General features: G+C 69.6%; 16 protein-coding genes. 3 read left to right on the top strand and 13 right to left on the bottom strand.

From position 1 onward, the window contains the following. Positions 1-62: 62 nt before the first annotated feature. The 6 genes from RWH43_RS05930 to rpsF all read right to left on the bottom strand — a co-directional run bounded on the left by RWH43_RS05930 (position 63) and on the right by rpsF (position 4034). Complete coding sequence (locus RWH43_RS05930; RefSeq protein ID WP_316000921.1) at positions 63-494, bottom strand: cupin domain-containing protein; 432 nt, start codon at positions 492-494, stop codon at positions 63-65. Next, positions 491-1825 carry an amidohydrolase family protein gene (locus tag RWH43_RS05925; RefSeq protein ID WP_316000920.1) on the bottom strand — a complete coding sequence of 445 codons (1335 nt, stop codon included), beginning with the start codon at positions 1823-1825 and terminating at the stop codon, positions 491-493. The genes RWH43_RS05930 and RWH43_RS05925 overlap by 4 nt, the downstream gene beginning before the upstream one ends. Before the next feature lie 469 nt (positions 1826-2294). Continuing rightward, positions 2295-2747 carry a 50S ribosomal protein L9 gene (gene rplI, locus RWH43_RS05920; RefSeq protein ID WP_056224965.1) on the bottom strand — a complete coding sequence of 151 codons (453 nt, stop codon included), beginning with the start codon at positions 2745-2747 and terminating at the stop codon, positions 2295-2297. 10 nt (positions 2748-2757) lie between these two features. Further along, entirely contained in the window at positions 2758-3012 is a 255-nt protein-coding gene (rpsR, locus tag RWH43_RS05915; protein WP_055832386.1) for a 30S ribosomal protein S18, read from the bottom strand. Between the two features lie 102 nt (positions 3013-3114). After that, complete coding sequence (locus RWH43_RS05910; RefSeq protein WP_074694534.1) at positions 3115-3636, bottom strand: single-stranded DNA-binding protein; 522 nt, start codon at positions 3634-3636, stop codon at positions 3115-3117. Positions 3637-3641: 5 nt separating this feature from the next. After that, the gene (rpsF, locus tag RWH43_RS05905) at positions 3642-4034 is read right to left on the bottom strand and encodes a 30S ribosomal protein S6 (protein WP_316000919.1); all 393 of its coding nucleotides are present in this window, start codon (positions 4032-4034) and stop codon (positions 3642-3644) included. 190 nt (positions 4035-4224) lie between these two features. Between rpsF and RWH43_RS05900 the strand changes: the two genes are divergently transcribed. Then, a complete protein-coding gene (locus tag RWH43_RS05900) occupies positions 4225-5403 on the top strand; it encodes a hypothetical protein (RefSeq protein WP_316000918.1) in 1179 nt (392 codons plus the stop codon). A 61-nt stretch (positions 5404-5464) separates the two neighbouring features. Further along, a complete protein-coding gene (locus tag RWH43_RS05895) occupies positions 5465-6574 on the top strand; it encodes a hypothetical protein (protein WP_316000917.1) in 1110 nt (369 codons plus the stop codon). A 276-nt stretch (positions 6575-6850) separates the two neighbouring features. Here RWH43_RS05895 and RWH43_RS05890 read toward each other — a convergent pair whose 3' ends face one another. From RWH43_RS05890 to RWH43_RS05865, 6 genes are all read right to left on the bottom strand, one after another. Continuing rightward, positions 6851-8542: a dipeptide ABC transporter ATP-binding protein gene (locus tag RWH43_RS05890; RefSeq protein WP_316000916.1), complete on the bottom strand. Its 1692-nt coding sequence runs from the start codon at positions 8540-8542 to the stop codon at positions 6851-6853. Then, positions 8539-9618, bottom strand: coding sequence for an ABC transporter permease (locus tag RWH43_RS05885; RefSeq protein ID WP_144831079.1), 1080 nt, complete (start codon positions 9616-9618; stop codon positions 8539-8541). Before RWH43_RS05885 ends, RWH43_RS05890 begins: the two co-directional genes overlap by 4 nt. A gap of 1 nt (position 9619) precedes the next feature. Continuing rightward, positions 9620-10693 (bottom strand): ABC transporter permease, encoded by a 1074-nt coding sequence (locus tag RWH43_RS05880; protein ID WP_316000915.1) that lies wholly within the window; start codon positions 10691-10693, stop codon positions 9620-9622. Positions 10694-10815: 122 nt separating this feature from the next. Further along, a complete protein-coding gene (locus RWH43_RS05875) occupies positions 10816-12456 on the bottom strand; it encodes an ABC transporter substrate-binding protein (protein WP_316000914.1) in 1641 nt (546 codons plus the stop codon). Between the two features lie 240 nt (positions 12457-12696). Further along, positions 12697-13446: a 3-hydroxybutyrate dehydrogenase gene (locus tag RWH43_RS05870; RefSeq protein WP_316000913.1), complete on the bottom strand. Its 750-nt coding sequence runs from the start codon at positions 13444-13446 to the stop codon at positions 12697-12699. Then, positions 13443-14834 (bottom strand): MFS transporter, encoded by a 1392-nt coding sequence (locus RWH43_RS05865; RefSeq protein WP_186325442.1) that lies wholly within the window; start codon positions 14832-14834, stop codon positions 13443-13445. The genes RWH43_RS05870 and RWH43_RS05865 overlap by 4 nt, the downstream gene beginning before the upstream one ends. Positions 14835-14938: 104 nt before the next feature. On the opposite strand from RWH43_RS05865, the gene RWH43_RS05860 reads away from it, so the two are divergent. Further along, entirely contained in the window at positions 14939-15844 is a 906-nt protein-coding gene (locus tag RWH43_RS05860) for a LysR family transcriptional regulator (RefSeq protein ID WP_260979708.1), read from the top strand. A gap of 7 nt (positions 15845-15851) precedes the next feature. Here the strand turns inward: RWH43_RS05860 and RWH43_RS05855 are convergent, their stop codons facing one another. Beyond that, entirely contained in the window at positions 15852-16883 is a 1032-nt protein-coding gene (locus RWH43_RS05855; RefSeq protein WP_154097029.1) for a putative FMN-dependent luciferase-like monooxygenase, read from the bottom strand. Between the last annotated feature and the right edge of the window lie 38 nt (positions 16884-16921).

Here is a 16921-nt window from a genome sequence, read left to right as displayed (position 1 = left end):
GACGGGCACCGGATGCCAGCTGTTGGGGGTGGCATCCGGTGTCGCGGCGTGCCCGGGCCGGTCTACTCGGCGAGACGCCAGTCGTCGAAGCTGAAGCCCGGTGACACCAGGCAGCTGACGACGACTTCGGTGTCACCGGCCGGCCGCGCGGCCTGCCAGACACCCGCGGGAACCGTGTGCTGCAGCACGTTGCCGGCGGCGAGATCGGGCCCCAGGGTCACGGTCTGCGCCTCACCCGGCGTCTCGCCGTCTCCGCCCAGCGACAGCTCGAGAGAGCCCGGACCGTGCCACAGCCACACCTCATCGCTCGTGACGACGTGCCACGCGCTGCGCTCATCGGGCGTCAGCAGGTAGTGGATGCACGTCGCCGCCGGACGCGCCCCCGCGGGGGTGTCGACGGCGTAGCCGCCCGTCCACATGCGGCGGAACCACCCTCCCTCGGGATGCGCCTCGAGATCGAGCAGGCGAGCGGTGGCGGGGCGGTCGTCGGTCATGCGCGCACTCCGGTCTGTTCGGTGAAAGCGGCGGATGCCCAGCGCACCTCGCCGTCGATGAAGGTCGCCGCGGCGCGTCCGGCTCCGCCGACGACCAGGTGCTCGATGGTGTCATCCACCTCCGACATCGCGGCCGGAGAGGCCGCAGGCCCTGGGATGTCGAAGAAGGCAAGGTCGGCCACGGCGCCCACGGCGAGATATCCGGTGCGAGCGGGGCCGGTGTCGAGGCCCATCGCGTGCGCTCCCCCGAGGGTCGCCGCTCGCAGCAGCAGCGCCGACAGGTCGCGGTTGGCGTACCCCTGCGCCCGCGCGAGACGGTGCAGTTCGGCGATGTCGGCGAGAAGGTCGAGAGAGGGGCTGGATGCCAGAGAGTCGGTCCCCACCGCGATCGCGTTGCCCTCGACGAGATAGGCGGAGATCGGCGGTTCGTCCAACCCGATCACGGCGTTCGACCGCGGGCAGAGCGCCACCGTCGTGCCGCGGGAGCGCAGCGTCGCCCGATCGCGCGCGGTCATGTAGACGCCGTGCGCGATGTGGCAGTCGGGGCCCAGCACGCCGAGCTCGTCGACGAACTCCGTCGCACCGGTGCCGATGCCCTCGTCGCGCAGCGCCATGAAGCTCACCGGCCGCTTCTCCTGCCACGACACCGCCTCGCCGTGCTCGCGCTCGAAGGCCGCCTCGCCCAGGTGAAGGTGCAGACGGCTCCCCCGCTCGCGCACGATGTCGGGGATCTCGAGCAGCGGCTCCACGTCGAGCGAATAGGGCGCGTGCGGCGACAGCCCGGTGCCCGGAGGCGCCGGCAGCGCATCCAGGCGCGCCTCGACCTCCGCGCGTCCACGCTCGGCCCACGCCTCGTTCGTCCAGCTCATCACCTCCCAGTAGGTGATGCCGTGCAGTCGTGCGTCGTGCAGCGCCGACGCGGCCTCGACGTCGGTGACGATGTCGGCGACGGCGGTCGTGCCGGCGGCGATCATGGCGCGGGCTCCCGCCGCGGCATCCGCCCCCCAATCCAGACCCCGCTCGTACACCGGCTGGAACGCATGCGCCCATTCCTCGAAGCCCGCGTAGCGCCCCTGCCCCACCTCGGCCATGCCGGTGTACTGCAGGTGCGAGTGCGCGTTGACGAGGCCGGGGGTGAGCACGCCCGGCCAGTGCACCTCGTCGAAGGCGAGTCCGCGGGTGTGCAGCTCGTGCAGCACCCAGGCGCGGTCGCCCACATGGCGGATGCGCCCCGCAGCCACCGCGATCGCCCCGTCGCGGATCGGCGGGGCGGTGATGGGCAGCACGACGGATGCCGAGAACACCACCACACGCCCGGATCGCTCTTGCACGGCGTCAGCCTAGGCAGGCGGTGTGTCGGCCATGTGTCGTGTGACGCGCGGAGGCGGTTGCGTGGTGGCTGCCCCGCCCACGGTGGCTGAGCCTGTCGAAGCCACGCCCGGGCCCTTCGACAGGATCAGGGACCTCGCGTCCCGCGACGGTCAAGCCCGCGCACGGTGGCTGAGCCTGTCGAAGCCACCCCGGGGCCGGTTTGGGGCGCAGTCTGTCGTTCGGGGCGGACAATTCACGCCCCGAACGCAAAAATCCGCCCCAAACCGGGCAGTGCCGACCCGCGGGGGCCCGGACCCTTCGACAAGCTCAGGGACCTCGCGCCCCGCGACACTCAAGCGCACGCACGGTGGCTGAGCCTGTCGAAGCCACCCCCGGCCCTTCGACAAGCTCAGGGACCTCCCACCGCGAACGCGGAACGGCCCCGCCCTGCCGGAGCAGGAGCGGGGCCGTTCTCGAGAGTGCTGCGAATTACTTCGCGGCGACCACCTGAAGGGTGATCACGGCGGTGACGTCGTCACGCAGGCGAACGGTCGCCTCGTGCTCGCCGACCGACTTGATCGAGGAGGTGATCTGGATCTTGCGCTTGTCGAGCTCGCCCAAACCGGCGGCCTTGACGGCGTCGGCGACATCGGCGGGCTTGACCGAACCGAAGAGGCGACCCTCGTTGCCGGCCTTGACGGCCAGCTTGACGGTGTTCGACTCGAGCGTGTTCTTCAGCGACACGGCCTCTTCGTGGTCGTGGATCGCACGGGTCTCGCGAGCGGCGCGGATCGACGCGACCTGCTTCTCGCCACCACGGCTCCACGACACGGCGAAGCCCTGCGGGATGAGGTAGTTACGGGCGTACCCGTTCTTGACCTCGACAACGTCACCGGCGCTACCGAGCCCGGTGACCTCATTCGTGAGAATCAGCTTTGCCATCGGGTGCTCCTTAGCGGCCGGCGCCGGCGTAGGGCAGAAGAGCCATCTCGCGCGCGTTCTTGATGGCGCGGGCGATCAGGCGCTGCTCCTGCACGGAGACACCGGTGATACGACGGGCGCGGATCTTGCCGCGCTCCGAGATGAACTTGCGGAGGGTGGGGACGTCCTTGTAGTCGATGACGCCGACGCGGATCGCCTTCGCGGGGGCTGCGTTCTTCGCGCCCTTCCGCGGCTTGCGGCGGTCGCCAGTGGCCTTTCCAGCCATGCTTCCTTCTTTCGTGTGGTTCGGATGCCGAGTCGGTCACGCGGACCGGGACGTGGCATCCGGAATTTCAGGGGGTCGTCTCGCTCGAGAGCGGGGCGAAGATCAGAACGGGGTGTCGTCTCCGTAGGAACCAGGAGTGCTCCACGCGTCAGCGCCGCCGTTGTTGCCGCCGCCGTTGTTCGAACCGGGGGTCGACCACGGCTCGTCGTTCGACTGCTGCACCTGCGCGCGCTGACCGCCGCCGCCACCGTTACCGCCACCGGCGGCACGGGTGACCTGAGCGGTCGCGTAGCGGAGCGAGGGGCCGATCTCATCGACTTCGAGTTCGATGGAGGTGCGGTTGTTGCCCTCGCGGTCCTGGTACGAACGCTGCTTGAGGCGACCGGTCGCGATGACACGGCTGCCCTTCGTCAACGAACCGGCGACGTGCTCGGCGAATTCGCGCCACACCGAGGCGCGCAGGAAGAGCGCCTCGCCGTCCTTCCACTCGTTCGCCTGACGGTCGAACGTGCGGGGGGTCGACGCGATGGTGAAGTTCGCGACCGGGAGCCCGTTCTGCGTGTAGCGCAGCTCGGGGTCGGCCGTGAGATTACCCACGACGGTGATGACGGTTTCGCCGGCCATCGTCGTTACTTCGCAGCCTTCTCGGCGGACTCGACCTTGCGGGGAGAGGCGGCCTTGCGGGCGGCCTTCTCCTCGGAGCGCTTGGCCTCGGCGGCGACCTGGGCGATCGCTTCTTCGGCGCGCAGGACCTTGGTGCGCATGATCTGCTCGTTCAGCTTCAGCTGACGGTCGAGCTCGTTCGTGGCCTCGCTGGTCGCGACGAAGTTGACGACGGCGTAGATGCCCTCGTTCTTCTTGCGGATCTCGTAGGCGAGACGACGGCGGCCCCAGATGTCGATCTTGTCGATGGTTCCTCCATCGGCCGTGATGACCTTGAGGAATCCGTCGAGCTTCGGAGCGACCTGGCGCTCGTCGACCTCGGGATCGAAGATGACCATGAGTTCGTACTGGTGCGTCACTAACCCACCTCCTTCGGACTAGAACGGCTGACGGGCATTTCCCGGCAGCAGGAGGGTGTGTTGCACGTCATCACGGGCTCACACGCGCATGGGCGTCGCCGGACAACCTTCGTAGTCTAACGGATGCCGCTGGCAGCGGGGAATCGGTCATCGGTAGCGTGGACGTTCCACCGACGGCGAGGGGGGGCGCATGGCAGGGATCCGACCGTTCGACGCGCGAGCACTGCAGGTCGCGCCCGACCGCGCGGCGGCGAAGGCGTTCACGAAACGGCTGCGCGACGAGGGCCGTCTGCCCGGCAACACCACCGCGACGATCGTCGGCTGGGTGTTCGCGTTCGTCTTCCTCGGCGGGATCGGCATCGCGCTGGTGGTGCTGCTCATCGTGCTGTCGACGTGGCTGCGCGAGGGGACCCTCGTGGTGGGCCTGCTCTTCGCCCTGCCGCTGCTGATCGGCGTCGGCGGACTGATCGCCGCCCTGCTGGTGGGCCTGCGCGGGCAGCGCATCGTCGAGGACCGCCGGTGGCGCCTCGCGGGGTTCGCGCGCGACGTGGGCATGGAGTACGTGCCGGCCGTGCAGAACCCTCCGCTGCCGGGCGTGATCTTCGGCATCGGCAGCTCCCGCACGGCATCCGACATCGTCCGCGGGCGCCGCCCGCGCTTCGTCGAGGTCGGAAACCACGCGTACACGGTGAGCGACGGCAAGAACACGACGACCGTGCGCTGGAGCTACATCGCGATCAAACTCGACGTGCCGCTCCCCCACATCGTGCTCGATGCCACGGCGAACAACGGCATGTTCGGCTCGAACCTGCCCGCCTCGTGGGGTCGTGGCCAGCGCCTGAGCCTCGAGGGCGACTTCGACAAGCACTTCACGTTGTACTGCCCGCGCGGCTACGAACGCGACGCCCTCTACCTCTTCACCCCCGACGTCATGGCGCGCTTCATCGACAGTGCGTCGGTGCTCGACGCCGAGATCGTCGACGACTGGCTGTTCCTCTACTCCCGCGACGAGCTGTCGACGATCGACCCGGCGCGCTGGGCCTGGGTGTTCTCGGTGATCTCGGTGCTGCTCGACAAGCTCGACCAGTGGTGTCGATGGAGAGACGACCGGATGCCGGTGGCCCTGCCCCCCGCGTCGGTTCCGGCCGCTGCCGGCCCCGGTGGAGCCCCGTCGGCCGCGGGTGCGCCGACGGTCGCCGCCGCGCAGGCCGCCCTGCTCGCCCGCCCGCCCGCGGGGGTCGCCGTGCCCGGTCGACGGCTGCGGCGCGCGAACCCCTGGATCGTCGTGGCGATCGTGCTGGGGGTGTTCGGGCTCGGCGGACTGGTGCTCGCCGTGGCTCCGCTGCTGCTGCTGATGGTCGCGCGATGACCCCGGGCGCCGCCCCGACGATGTCGGACACCACCGCTACGGTCGAACGAGGGGGCACGACATGAACGCACAGACCCGGCTCGACACCGCGCCGCTGACCGAGCCCGTCGACCGCGCCCAGGTACGCGCGTTCACGAAAGAGCTGCGGCAGCAGGGCAAGCTCAGCAGCAACGTGGCCGGCATCATCGTTTTCGCGGTGGTCGGCGTGGTCTTCTTCTTCATCATCGGCCCGGTGTTCCTGGGCGTCATCTCTTCCGTCGTCGGCAGGAACTCACTGAGCCTGGTGGCCGCCGCTCCCCTGCTCGTGTTCGCCGCGGTCATCGTGGTGATCGTCCTGGGGCTGATCCGCGGCGTCGGCGGCGCGGGTGTGCGCCGATTCCGCCTCGACCGCTTCGCGCGGGCCAACGGCATGACGTGGGAGCCGGGGTTCGCGAAGCCGCAGCTGCCGGGCATGATCTTCAGCCTCGGCGGCGATCGCAAGAACTCCGACCTGCTGCGGAGCACGTCTCCGCGCTTCATCGAGGTCGCGAACTACACGTACGAGACGGGGTCGGGCAAGAGCAGGCAGACGCACCGCTGGGGCTACGTCGCGCTCAAGCTCGAGACGCCGCTCCCCCACATCGTGCTGGATGCCGTGGGCAACAACGGCCTGTTCGGCTCGAACCTGCCGGTCACCTTCGGGCGCGACCAGCGGCTCAGCCTCGAGGGCGATTTCGACCAGCACTTCGCGCTGTACTGCCCCGAGGGCTACGAGCGCGACGCGCTGTACCTCTTCACTCCCGACGTGATGGCGCGCTTCGTCGACAACGCCGCAGCGCTGGATGTCGAGATCATCGACGACTGGCTGTTCCTCTACGCCAAGCGCGACCTGTCGACGCTCGATCCGGCCACCTGGCAGTGGCTGTTCACGACGATCGACGCGATCGACGAGAAGTTCGCGCAGTGGGCGCGGTGGCGCGACGACCGTCTCGCCGCAGAGGTCGCCGCGAGCAGGAACGCCGGCACCGCGGCATCCGGAGCCCCCGCCCCGAGCGTGCCGTTGCTCACCCCGCCCCCGGCGGGCGTGGCCGCGCAGGGTCGGCGACTCAAGCGCGGGTTCCCGGTGTGGACGGTCGTGGTGGGCGTCGCCGTCGTCGGCTGGTGGATCCTCACGACGGTGTTCGGGCGCTGACGCGGCGGGGCTCTGTCTGCGGGTGCCGCGCACACTCCGCGATCCGCACAACCTCAGCCACGATTCGCCGCATCGCGCTGAGAATGCGCGAATCACTGACCCTGCGCAACGCGCCGCGCGCTCGCCGCGCCGCGCACACTCCGCGATCGGCACACCCTCAGCCAGGATCCGCCGCATCGCACTGAGAATGCGCGAATCACTGACCCTGCGCAACGCGCGCCCACACGACGCGGGGCCCCCACGCTGCGCGCGTGAGGGCCCCGAGGTCGTCAGCCGTCAGACTCCGCGGGTGGTGCGCCACAGCTCGCGGCGCGCCTCCTGCTCGACGGGATCGGGCACGGGCAGCGACACCAGCAGTCGCTTGGTGTATTCGTCGCGCGGCTCGGTGAGCACCTGCACGGTCGTCCCCTGCTCGCGGATCACGCCCTGCTGCAGCACGACCACGCGGTCGGCCACCTCGTCGACGACGGCGAGGTCGTGGCTGATGAACAGGCACGCGAAGCCGAACTCCGCCTGCAGCTGCGCGAACAGCTGCAGCACGCGCGCCTGCACCGACACGTCGAGCGCCGAGGTCGGCTCGTCGGCGATGAGCAGCTTCGGGTCGAGCGCGAGGGCGCGCGCGAGCGAGGCGCGCTGACGCTGACCGCCCGACAGCTCGTGCGGGTACCGGTCGCCGAACGCGGTCGGCAGCTGCACCGCGTCGAGCAGTTCGTTCACGCGCTGGCGCGCGGCCCGGGCACCCGAGGCGCGCTTGTGCACGATCAGCGGCTCGGCGATGCACTCCGCGATCGTGAGCAGCGGGTTGAAGCTCGTCGCCGGATCCTGGAAGACGAACCCGATGTCGGGCCGCGTCTTGGCCAGCTGCCGCGGCTTGGCGCCGTTCATCTCGGTGCCGAGCACCTTGAGCGATCCGCCGACGACCGAGGTGAGTCCGACCATCGCGCGACCGATCGTGGTCTTGCCCGAGCCCGACTCCCCCACCAGGCCGAGCACTTCGCCGGGTCCGATCCAGAAGTCCACGCCCTTCACCGCGACGACGCCCGGCGAGCCGAAGCGTCCGGGATACCCGATCTCGACCTTCTCGGCCACGACGAGGCTCCCCGCCGGTGGCGAGGTGGGCGCGGCATCCGCGAGCGACTGCTGCGAGCTCTTGCCGCGACCCACGTGCGGCACCGCGGCGAGCAGTTCGCGCGTGTACTCCTCGCGCGGGGCGGCGAACAGCTCGCGCACCGGAGCCTGCTCGACGATGTCGCCGCGGTACATCACGATCACGCGATCGGCGAGGTCGGCGACGACGCCCATGTTGTGCGTGATGAGCACGATCGTCGCGCCGAACTCGTCGCGGCACGTGCGCAGCAGGTCGAGGATCTCGGCCTGCACCGTGACATCGAGCGCCGTGGTCGGCTCGTCGGCGATGATCAGCCCGGCGTTCAGCACGAGCGCCATCGCGATGACGACGCGCTGCTTCTGACCGCCCGAGAACTGGTGCGGGTAGTCGTCGACGCGCTTCTCGGGGTCGGGGATGCCGACGCGCCGGAGGATGTCGACCGCCTTGGACTTGGCATCCGCGTTCGACATCTTCTCGTGCGCGCGCAGGCCCTCCGCGATCTGCCACCCCACGGTGTACACGGGGTTGAGGGCGGTCGAGGGCTCCTGGAACACCATCGCCGCGTCGCGCCCGCGCATCTCGCGCAGCTGCGCCGAGGTCGCGTGCACGATGTCGGTCTGCTCGCCGTCGCGCCCGCGCACGATGACCGCACCCGAGAGCGTGGCGGTCTCGGGCAGCAGCCCCAGCAGGGTGTTGGCGGTCACGGTCTTGCCCGAGCCCGACTCGCCGACGATCGCGAGCACCTCGCCGGCGTGCGCCTCGAGCGAGATCCCGTTGATCGCGGCGACCGGCTCGCCGTCAGTGGCGAAGGCGACGCGCAGGTCGTCGATGCGGGCGACGGCTTCGGTGGTGCCGGTCATGAGGGGCTCCCGTCGGAGGGGGCGGATGCCGGGGGCCCGGCGGGGGACGCGGTGGCCGAGGCCTCGGCGGGAGCCGTCGACGGATCGATGGCGGTGACGGGCGCGGGTGCCCGGCCCGCGCGGCGGCGGGTACGCAGACGCGGGTCGCTCAGGTCGTTGAGGCTCTCGCCCACGAGGGTGATGCCGAGCACCGCCAGCACGATCGCGACGCCCGGCGGGATCGCCGTCCACCAGATGCCACTGGTGACATCGCTCACCGAGCGGTTGAGGTCGTAGCCCCACTCGGCGGCGGCGGTGGCCTCGATGCCGAAGCCGAGGAAGCCGAGGCCGGCCAGGGTCAGCAGCGCCTCGGAGGCGTTGAGGGTGACGACCACCGGCAGCGAGCGCGTCGAGTTGCGCAGCACGTGACGCAGCAGGATGCGGCCGGTGGGAACGCCGATCACGCGGGCCGACTCGACGAACGGCTCGGCCTTCACCCGCACCACCTCGGCGCGGATCACGCGGAAGTACTGCGGCACGAACACCACGGTGATCGAGATCGCGGTGGCGAGGATTCCGCCCCAGAGCGTCGACTGGCCGCGGGTGATCGCGATCGACATCACGATCGCGAGGAGCAGCGACGGGAAGGCGTAGATCGCGTCGCACAGCACCACGAGCACGCGGTCGAGCCAGCCACCGAAGTAGCCGCCGACCAGGCCGAGGAAGATGCCGAGGAAGATCGAGAACGCGATCGCGCACACGATCACGAGCAGCGCCGTCTGGCCGCCCCAGATCACGCGCGAGAGCACGTCGTAGCCGCCGACGGTCGTGCCGAGCAGGTTCATCGCGCTCGGCGCCTGCTGGGTGCCGAACTTCACGCCGTCGGCCTCCTGCTGCGCGAAGCCGTAGGGCGCGAGCAGCGGAGCGAACACCGCCGTCAGCAGGAACACCGAGGTGATCACAAGACCGAGCACCAGCATGGTGCGCTGCAGACCGACGCTGCGGCGCAGGTGCGAGATGACCGGCAGGCGATCGCGCAGGGGAACCTTGCGCACCGTCACGGCATCGGGGGTCGTGGGGGTCGTGGCATCCGACATGTCAGTACCTCACTCGCGGGTCGATGATCGCCGCGATGACGTCGACGAGGAAGTTGGTGAAGGCCACCAGCACGGCGATGATCACGACGATGCCCTGCACGGCCACGAAGTCGCGGGCCTTGAGGTACTCGCTGAGCATGAAGCCGAGGCCCTTCCACTCGAAGGTGGTCTCGGTCAGCACCGCACCCGACAGCAGCAGGGCGATCTGCAGACCGATGACCGTGATGATCGGGATGAGCGCGGGACGGTACGCGTGCTTGGTGACGAGGCGGTACTCCCCCACGCCGCGCGAGCGCGCCGAGGTGACGTACTGCGCGCCGAGCGTGCCGATGACGTTGGTGCGCACGAGGCGCAGGAAGATGCCCGCGGTCAGGATGCCGAGGGCCACCCCGGGCAGGATCGCGTGGATCAGCACGTCGCTGATCGCGTTGCCGTCGCCGAGGCGGATGGCGTCGATCAGGTAGATGCCGCTGGGGTTGTCGAGCGTCTGCAGCTTCAGCTCGGTGCGCGTGCCCGCCCGGCCCGCGACCGGCAGAACGCCCAGCCACACCGAGAAGACGAGCTTCAGAAGAAGGCCGACGAAGAAGATCGGGGTCGCGTAGCCGAGGATCGCGCCGATGCGCAGCATCGCGTCCTGCCAGCGGTCGCGCTTGTAGGCGGCGATCAGACCGAACGGGATGCCGATGAGCAGCGCCACGATGAGCGCGTAGATCGCGAGCTCGAGGGTGGCGGAGCCGTACTGCAGCAGGATCTCGATCACCGGACGGTTGTCGGTGAGCGTGGTGCCGAAGTCACCGCGCAGGATGCCGCCGATGTACTCGAAGTACTGCACGATCAGCGGGCGGTCGTAGCCGGCGGCGGCGATGCGCGCCTCGAGCTGATCGGGTGGGAGGCGGCCGCCCAGGGCGGCGGTGATGGGGTCACCGGTGATGCGCATGAGCACGAACACCACGGTGACGAGGATAAAGACCGTCGGGATGATCAGCAGGAGGCGGACAAGGATGTAGCGCCAGAGTCCTCCCCCCTTGGGGGCGACGGGTTTGGCGATGTCGGCGGCGTCGACGGCGGTGACCATACGGAAAGAGACCTCACTCGATGGGGAAACGGCGCCTCGTCGCTCCGCTCTCACCCGACGACCGAGGGTACGTGACCCCCGGTCGTCGGACGAACGGAACGCGACGAGACGCCGTGTCGGTCTTACTTGTGCAGCGGCGCGTAGCGGAACTTGAACGAGCCGTCGAGAACGGCACCGTCCACGCTCGAGCCCACGATCGCCACCTGCTTGCCCTGGAGCAGCGGCAGGGTCGACAGGTCGGCGGCCACCTTGTCCTGGATCTCGCCGATCTCCTGCTCGCGCGTGGTCTTGTCGGTCTGCGTCGCCTGGTCGACGAGCAGCTTCTGCACGTCGGCGTTGTCGTAGTGGTTCAGCAGGAAGTTGTCCTTCGAGAAGAACGGGGTGAGGTAGTTGTCGGCATCCGAGTAGTCGGGGAACCAGCCGAGCTGGTAGGCGGGGTACGCGTCGGCCTTGCGGTCCTTCGTGTACTGCACCCACTCGGTCTGAGCGAGGTTGACCGTGAACAGGCCGTCCTTCTCGAGCTGCGCCTTGACCGCGGCGTACTCGTCACCCGACGAGGGGCCGTAGTGGTCGCCGTTGTACTGCAGGTTCAGCGTGACGGGCGTCGAGAGACCGGCGGCCTCGAGGGTCGCCTTGGCCTTGGCCGCGTCGGGCATTCCGCTGCCGTCGCCGTACATGTCCTTGAGCGCCTCGTTGGCGCCCGCGAGACCCTGCGGGACGTACGAGTACAGGGGCGAGTAGGTGTCTTTGTACACGTCGGTGGCGATGGCCTGACGGTCGACGAGGTCGGCCGCGGCCTGACGGATCGCGAGCGACTTGGCCGGGTCGGCGTCGGGGGTCTTCGCGCCGTACGGCATGGTGTCGAAGTTGAAGACGATGTAGCGGATCTCGCCGCCGGGGCCGTCGATGACCTTGACGGCGTCGTCCTTCTGCAGGTCGGCGACGTCGGTCGCGCTCAGGCTGCGGTAGGCCACGTCGATCGCACCCGACTGCACGTCGAGCTTGAGGTTCGAGGAGTCGGCGTAGTACTTCGCCGAGATTCCGCCGTTGGCGGCCTTGGGCAGCGAGCCCTGGTAGGTGTCGTTGACCTTGTACGAGATGAGCTCGTTGACCTTGTACGAGTCGATCATGTACTGGCCGGCGAACGCCTTGCCTTCGACGATCGTGTCGTCGGGGGTCACGGCATCCGCCGAGAAGACCTCTTCGTCGACGATCGGAGCGGCCGGGCTCGACAGGATCTGGGGCCAGACCTGGTCGTTGCCGTTCTTGAGCGTGAAGACGACGGTGGTGTCGTCGGGAGCGGCGACGCTGTCGAGATTGCCCAGCAGCGACGCGGGGCCGTTCGGGTCGTTGATCGCGACCTGGCGGTCGAACGAGAACTTCACGTCGGACGACGTGAGGTCGTGGCCGTTCGCGAACTTCAGGCCCGACTTGAGCTTGACCGTGTACTCGGTCGGCGAGGTGAACTCGGCCGACTCGGCGATGTCGGGGGTGACCTCCGACGTGCCGTACTGGCTGCTCATCAGGAACGGGTAGACCTGCGTCATGACGGCGAACGAGCCGTTGTCGTACGAACCCGCGGGGTCGATCGAGGTGATCTTGTCGGTCGTGCCGACGATCAGGGGGTCGGTCGATCCGCCACCGTCACCCGACGAGGCGTTGTCGCCGCCGCCGGAGCAACCCGCGAGAAGAAGGGCCGAGGCGCCGAGGGCGGCGCCGATGACGAGGCCGAAACGGCCGCGCCCACTGGTGTGCAGTGTCATGAATTACCTCTGCTGTGAAGAGTCGACTGCGACAAGCGCCGTAGTCCCTCGGACATCCTTGACCGGGGAGGTGTCCACCGTAAAGCACTCCCGCGCATATTTACGAGACCGAAACCCGCCGGAGACCCCGCTGGGACCCTCATCTCACCGGATCCCTTCCGGCATTCACCCGCTGTGTGTCGTAAATCGTCCTGCCGTGGGCGATGACGACGAGAGCGGCCCCCGCGAGGCCCGACCCCGTCAGTGCGCCGACCAGCCGCCGTCCATGAGGTAGCTCGAGCCGGTGACCATCGCGGCGTCGGGACCCGCGAGCCAGAGCGCGAGCGAGGCGACCTCCGCGGGCTCTACGAGCCGCTTGATCGCGGCATCCTTCAGCAGGATCGTCTCGAGCACCTGCTCCTCGGCGATGCCGTGGGTGCGGGCCTGGTCGGCGATCTGCTTCTCGACCAGCGGCGAGCGCACGTAGCCGGGGTCGATGCACACGCTCGTCACCCCGCGTGGGCCGCCCTCGAGGGCCGTGGTCTTCGACAGCCCCTCGAGGCCGTGCTTGGCCGTGACGTACGCCGACTTGTACTCCGAGGCGCGGATGCCGTGCACGCTCGACATGTTCAGCACCCGCCCGAACCCGCGCTCGTACATGCCCGGCAGAGCCGCGCGGATCAGCAGGAACGGCGCCTCGAGCATGAGCCGCAGCATGAACGAGAAGCGCTCGGGATCGAACTCCTCGATGGGGCTGACGTGCTGGATGCCGGCGTTGTTGACGAGGATGTCGACGTCGAGGCGCAGCTCGCGTAGGGCCGCCGTATCGGAGAGGTCGACGGCCCAGGCCTCTCCCCCGACCTCGGCCGCCACCCGCGCCGCCTGCTCGCCGTTGACGTCGGCGACGGTGACGTGGGCCCCGGCGCCGGCGAAGGCGCGGACGATGGCCTCGCCGATCCCGCTCGCTCCCCCCGTGACGAGGGCGCGGCGGCCGGTCAGATCCGTGCTCATCGGACTCCCTTCGCCCCCGTCGTCGCGGGGCCTGCCGCCGTGCGCGCGGCGTCGGCGGCGTCGATGTCGCGCAGCGAGATGCCGCGCGTCTCCTTCAACGACAGCACAGCGATCGAGGTGACGATGCACGCCACGACGATGTAGAGCGCGATCGGCAGCCACGAGCCGAAGTCGCGCAACCACTGGGTGGCCAGGATGGGGGCGAGCGAGCCCGCGAGGATCGCCGTCACCTGCGCGCCGAGCGAGACGCCCGAGTAGCGCATGCGGGTCGGGAACAGCTCGGCCATGACGGCGGGCTGCGGGGCGTACATGCCGGCGTGGAAGACCAGGCCGATCGTCACCGCGAGCACGATCATCACAGGGTTGAGCGTGTCGAACATCGGGAAGGCGAAGAACGCCCACGTCGCGCTGAGGATCGCGCCCGCGAGGTACACCGGGCGGCGTCCGATGCGGTCGGACAGGCGTCCGAGCGGCGGGATCACGGCGAAGTGCACGATGTGGGCGATCAGCAGAGCGAGCAGCAACTGGCTGGTGTCGTACGAGTGCACGATCTTCAGGTAGACGATCGAGAAGCTGACGACGATGTAGTAGACGATGTTCTCGGCGAAGCGCACGCCCATCGCCTGCACGACGCCCTTCGGGTAGCGACGCAGCACCTCGACGACACCGAACGAGGTGGCCTTCTCCTTCTCGACCTGCGCCTTGGCCTCGAGGAAGATCGGGGCCTCTTCGACGTGGCGGCGGATCCAGAAGCCGACCAGCACGATCACGGCCGACAGCCAGAAGGCGATGCGCCAGCCCCAGTCGAGGAACGCGGCGGGGCTCAGCACGAACGAGGTGATCAGCAGCACGAGCGTGGCCAGCAGGTTGCCCACCGGGACGGCGGCCTGCGGCCAGCTCGACCAGAAGGCGCGACGGCGGTCGGGGCTCTGCTCGGCCACGAGCAGCACGGCGCCGCCCCACTCCCCGCCCACCGCGAAGCCCTGGATGAAGCGCAGGGCGACGAGCATCGCGGGAGCCCAGTAGCCGACGCTCGCGAAGCCGGGCAGGCAGCCCATCAGGAAGGTCGCGACGCCGACGATGATGATCGTCGCCTGCAGCGTGGGCTTGCGACCGAAGCGGTCGCCGATCTGGCCGAACACGATGCCGCCGAGCGGGCGCGCGATGAACCCGACCGCGTAGGTGACGAAGGCGGCGATGATTCCGTCGAGCGGTGAGCCCGACGACGGGAAGAAGAACGTGCCGAAGACGAGGCTCGCGGCGGTGGCGTAGAGGAAGAACTCGTACCACTCGACGACGGTGCCGGCCATGGAGGCGGCGACGACATGGCGGATGCGGCTCGAGGTGGGGGCGTCGCTGCTGCGCGGCGCGGTGGTGGGGGGTTGCATGATGCTCCTTCGGTGTCGACGGTGACGACCGCGCCTCAGTCTGAGGTGGTCTGCTGCGCGCGACAATGCCCAGTACCGCTCTCCCGCTGTGCAGAATTGCACACATGGATGCCGGGAACGTACGCGCCGACGACTTGCTGATGCTGCTGGCCGTGGCCCGCACAGGCCGGTACACCGCCGCCGCCCAGCTGCGCGGGGTCGACCACACGACCGTCGCTCGGCGCATCGCCGCCCTCGAGGAGGCCCTGGGCGGCAGGCTCGTGGCCCAGTCGGGCCGCGGGTGGGAGCTCACGACGCTCGGAGCACACGCCGCCGAGACCGCCGGGCGCATCGAGGCGGCGATGTCGCAGCTCGCCGCCGGGGGAGCGGAGCCCGATCCGGTATCGGGTGTCGTGCGCATGTCGGCCACCGACGGGTTCAGCGCCTACATCGCCGCCCCCGCCATCGCGGGCCTGCGCGAGCGGCATCCGGATCTCGTCGTCGAGGTGGTCGCGGCCCAACGGCGCGCAGCCCTGCACCGCCCCGGTCTCGATCTCGAAGTGGTCGTCGGCCAGCCGCAGACCTCGCGCGGCACGACCGTCGAGCTCGGGTCGTACGCCCTCGGCATGTACGCCTCGCGCTCGTACCTCGACCGGCACGGCCACCCGCGCGACCTCGATGAGCTGCAGACGCACGGGCTCGTCTACTTCGTCGACGCGATGCTGCAGGTCGAAGCCCTCGACCTTCCCCGACGCGTCGTGCCGCGCATGCGCGACGGCGTCACCTCGACGAACGTCCTCGTGCAGGTCGAGGCGACGCGCGCCGGGGCCGGTATCGGCATGCTCCCGTGCTTCGTCGCCGACCGTCACGACGATCTCGAGCGCCTCCTGCCCGAGACGATGACCGAGCGGTTGCCGTACTGGATGATCGTGCGCGCCGACTCGATGCGCATCCCCGCCGTCGCCGCCCTTGCCGACGCGCTGCGCGAGCAAACGCGGCGGTCAAAGGCGATGCTCGACGGGGTGTGGTGACGCGGCGTCAGACCTCGGCGCCGAGCGAGCGGAGTTCCTCGGCAGCCGCGGCGCCCGTACGCAAGCCGAGCTGAGGGGCGACCTCGCTCGCCAAGAGGTCGATCGACCGCAGAGTCACCTCGTGGGCCGGGTCGATCGAGTGCACCTGGAAGGCGACGTCGGTCGCGAGCTCGAGGGTGCGATCCGTTCGGAGCGACGCGACCACCTCATCGACCGTCCCGAGGTGAGTGTTGGTCAGAGCCGCGAGTTCCCGCAGGTCGCCGTCCGCATTCCGCTGAAGGAATGTACGCGCGAGACGTCGGATTCCGGCATCCGCCCTCGCCCACACCTCATCGAGGCGGTCGGCGTCGACGACCACCGCGGTGCGCGACGCGAGGATGCGCGGAGCGACACCGCGGGGGAGCGCGGCGAGGTACGCCTCGACGATCGGCACCTGCACCTCATGCAGATCTTGACCGTCGTCGCGAGGCTGCGTGCGCGAGAGGAGCAGTCCGTCACCGGCGGATCCGGCTCGTCGACCGCCGTCGATGGAGAATGTCGCCTGCCACAGCCGACCGCCGAGGTGCGGCGCCGCGGGGTTCAGGCGCAGATCGGTGTTCCGAATGCCGCGCCCAGCGAAGGCGTCACGCAGGACGTCGAGGTGCGCGGCGTGGATCGCCCGGCGATCGTCGGAGGACCGCTCGAAGGCCGCGAACGACGAGGGCGTGCCGCCCGTGCCGATGCCGAGCTGTACGCGACCGCCGCTCAGGGCGTCGACGAAGGCGGCGTCCTCCGCCACGCGCACGGGGTCGTCGATCGGAAGGGTCACGATGCCCGTTCCCAGCGCGATCCGTTCAGTCTGCACGGCCGCCGCGGCCAGGAACGGGAACGGCGACGGCAGGCCTCCCTCGTCACGGTCGAAGTGATGCTGAGCGACCCAGAGGGATGCGAAACCGTGCTCGTCGGCGGCACGGACCTGTGCGAGCGCCTTGCCGTATCGGTCACCGTCGGTACCGGCATCCAGCACCCGTGTGAAGAATCCGAGGCGTGCGCCGCTCATCGAACCGAGTCCCTTCGGGGCCACGCGGCCCGATATCG

Source organism: Microbacterium algihabitans (assembly GCF_032464975.1).
GTDB lineage: Bacteria > Actinomycetota > Actinomycetes > Actinomycetales > Microbacteriaceae > Microbacterium > Microbacterium algihabitans.
The sequence above is the reverse complement of the archived record's forward strand: the minus strand, read 5'-3'. Positions and strand labels throughout refer to the sequence as shown.

What these genes read in the sequence shown, in the direction of transcription:
- RWH43_RS05885 (WP_144831079.1), bottom strand. Translation starts at nt 9,618, where the DNA reads ATGTCGGATGCCACGACCCCCACGACCCCCGATGCCGTGACGGTGCGC.
- RWH43_RS05910 (WP_074694534.1), bottom strand. Translation starts at nt 3,636, where the DNA reads ATGGCCGGCGAAACCGTCATCACCGTCGTGGGTAATCTCACGGCCGAC.
- RWH43_RS05860 (WP_260979708.1), top strand. Translation starts at nt 14,939, where the DNA reads ATGGATGCCGGGAACGTACGCGCCGACGACTTGCTGATGCTGCTGGCC.
- rpsR (WP_055832386.1), bottom strand. Translation starts at nt 3,012, where the DNA reads ATGGCTGGAAAGGCCACTGGCGACCGCCGCAAGCCGCGGAAGGGCGCG.
- RWH43_RS05865 (WP_186325442.1), bottom strand. Translation starts at nt 14,834, where the DNA reads ATGCAACCCCCCACCACCGCGCCGCGCAGCAGCGACGCCCCCACCTCG.
- RWH43_RS05895 (WP_316000917.1), top strand. Translation starts at nt 5,465, where the DNA reads ATGAACGCACAGACCCGGCTCGACACCGCGCCGCTGACCGAGCCCGTC.
- RWH43_RS05890 (WP_316000916.1), bottom strand. Translation starts at nt 8,542, where the DNA reads ATGACCGGCACCACCGAAGCCGTCGCCCGCATCGACGACCTGCGCGTC.
- RWH43_RS05855 (WP_154097029.1), bottom strand. Translation starts at nt 16,883, where the DNA reads ATGAGCGGCGCACGCCTCGGATTCTTCACACGGGTGCTGGATGCCGGT.
- rplI (WP_056224965.1), bottom strand. Translation starts at nt 2,747, where the DNA reads ATGGCAAAGCTGATTCTCACGAATGAGGTCACCGGGCTCGGTAGCGCC.
- RWH43_RS05880 (WP_316000915.1), bottom strand. Translation starts at nt 10,693, where the DNA reads ATGGTCACCGCCGTCGACGCCGCCGACATCGCCAAACCCGTCGCCCCC.
- RWH43_RS05900 (WP_316000918.1), top strand. Translation starts at nt 4,225, where the DNA reads ATGGCAGGGATCCGACCGTTCGACGCGCGAGCACTGCAGGTCGCGCCC.
- RWH43_RS05930 (WP_316000921.1), bottom strand. Translation starts at nt 494, where the DNA reads ATGACCGACGACCGCCCCGCCACCGCTCGCCTGCTCGATCTCGAGGCG.
- RWH43_RS05870 (WP_316000913.1), bottom strand. Translation starts at nt 13,446, where the DNA reads ATGAGCACGGATCTGACCGGCCGCCGCGCCCTCGTCACGGGGGGAGCG.
- RWH43_RS05875 (WP_316000914.1), bottom strand. Translation starts at nt 12,456, where the DNA reads ATGACACTGCACACCAGTGGGCGCGGCCGTTTCGGCCTCGTCATCGGC.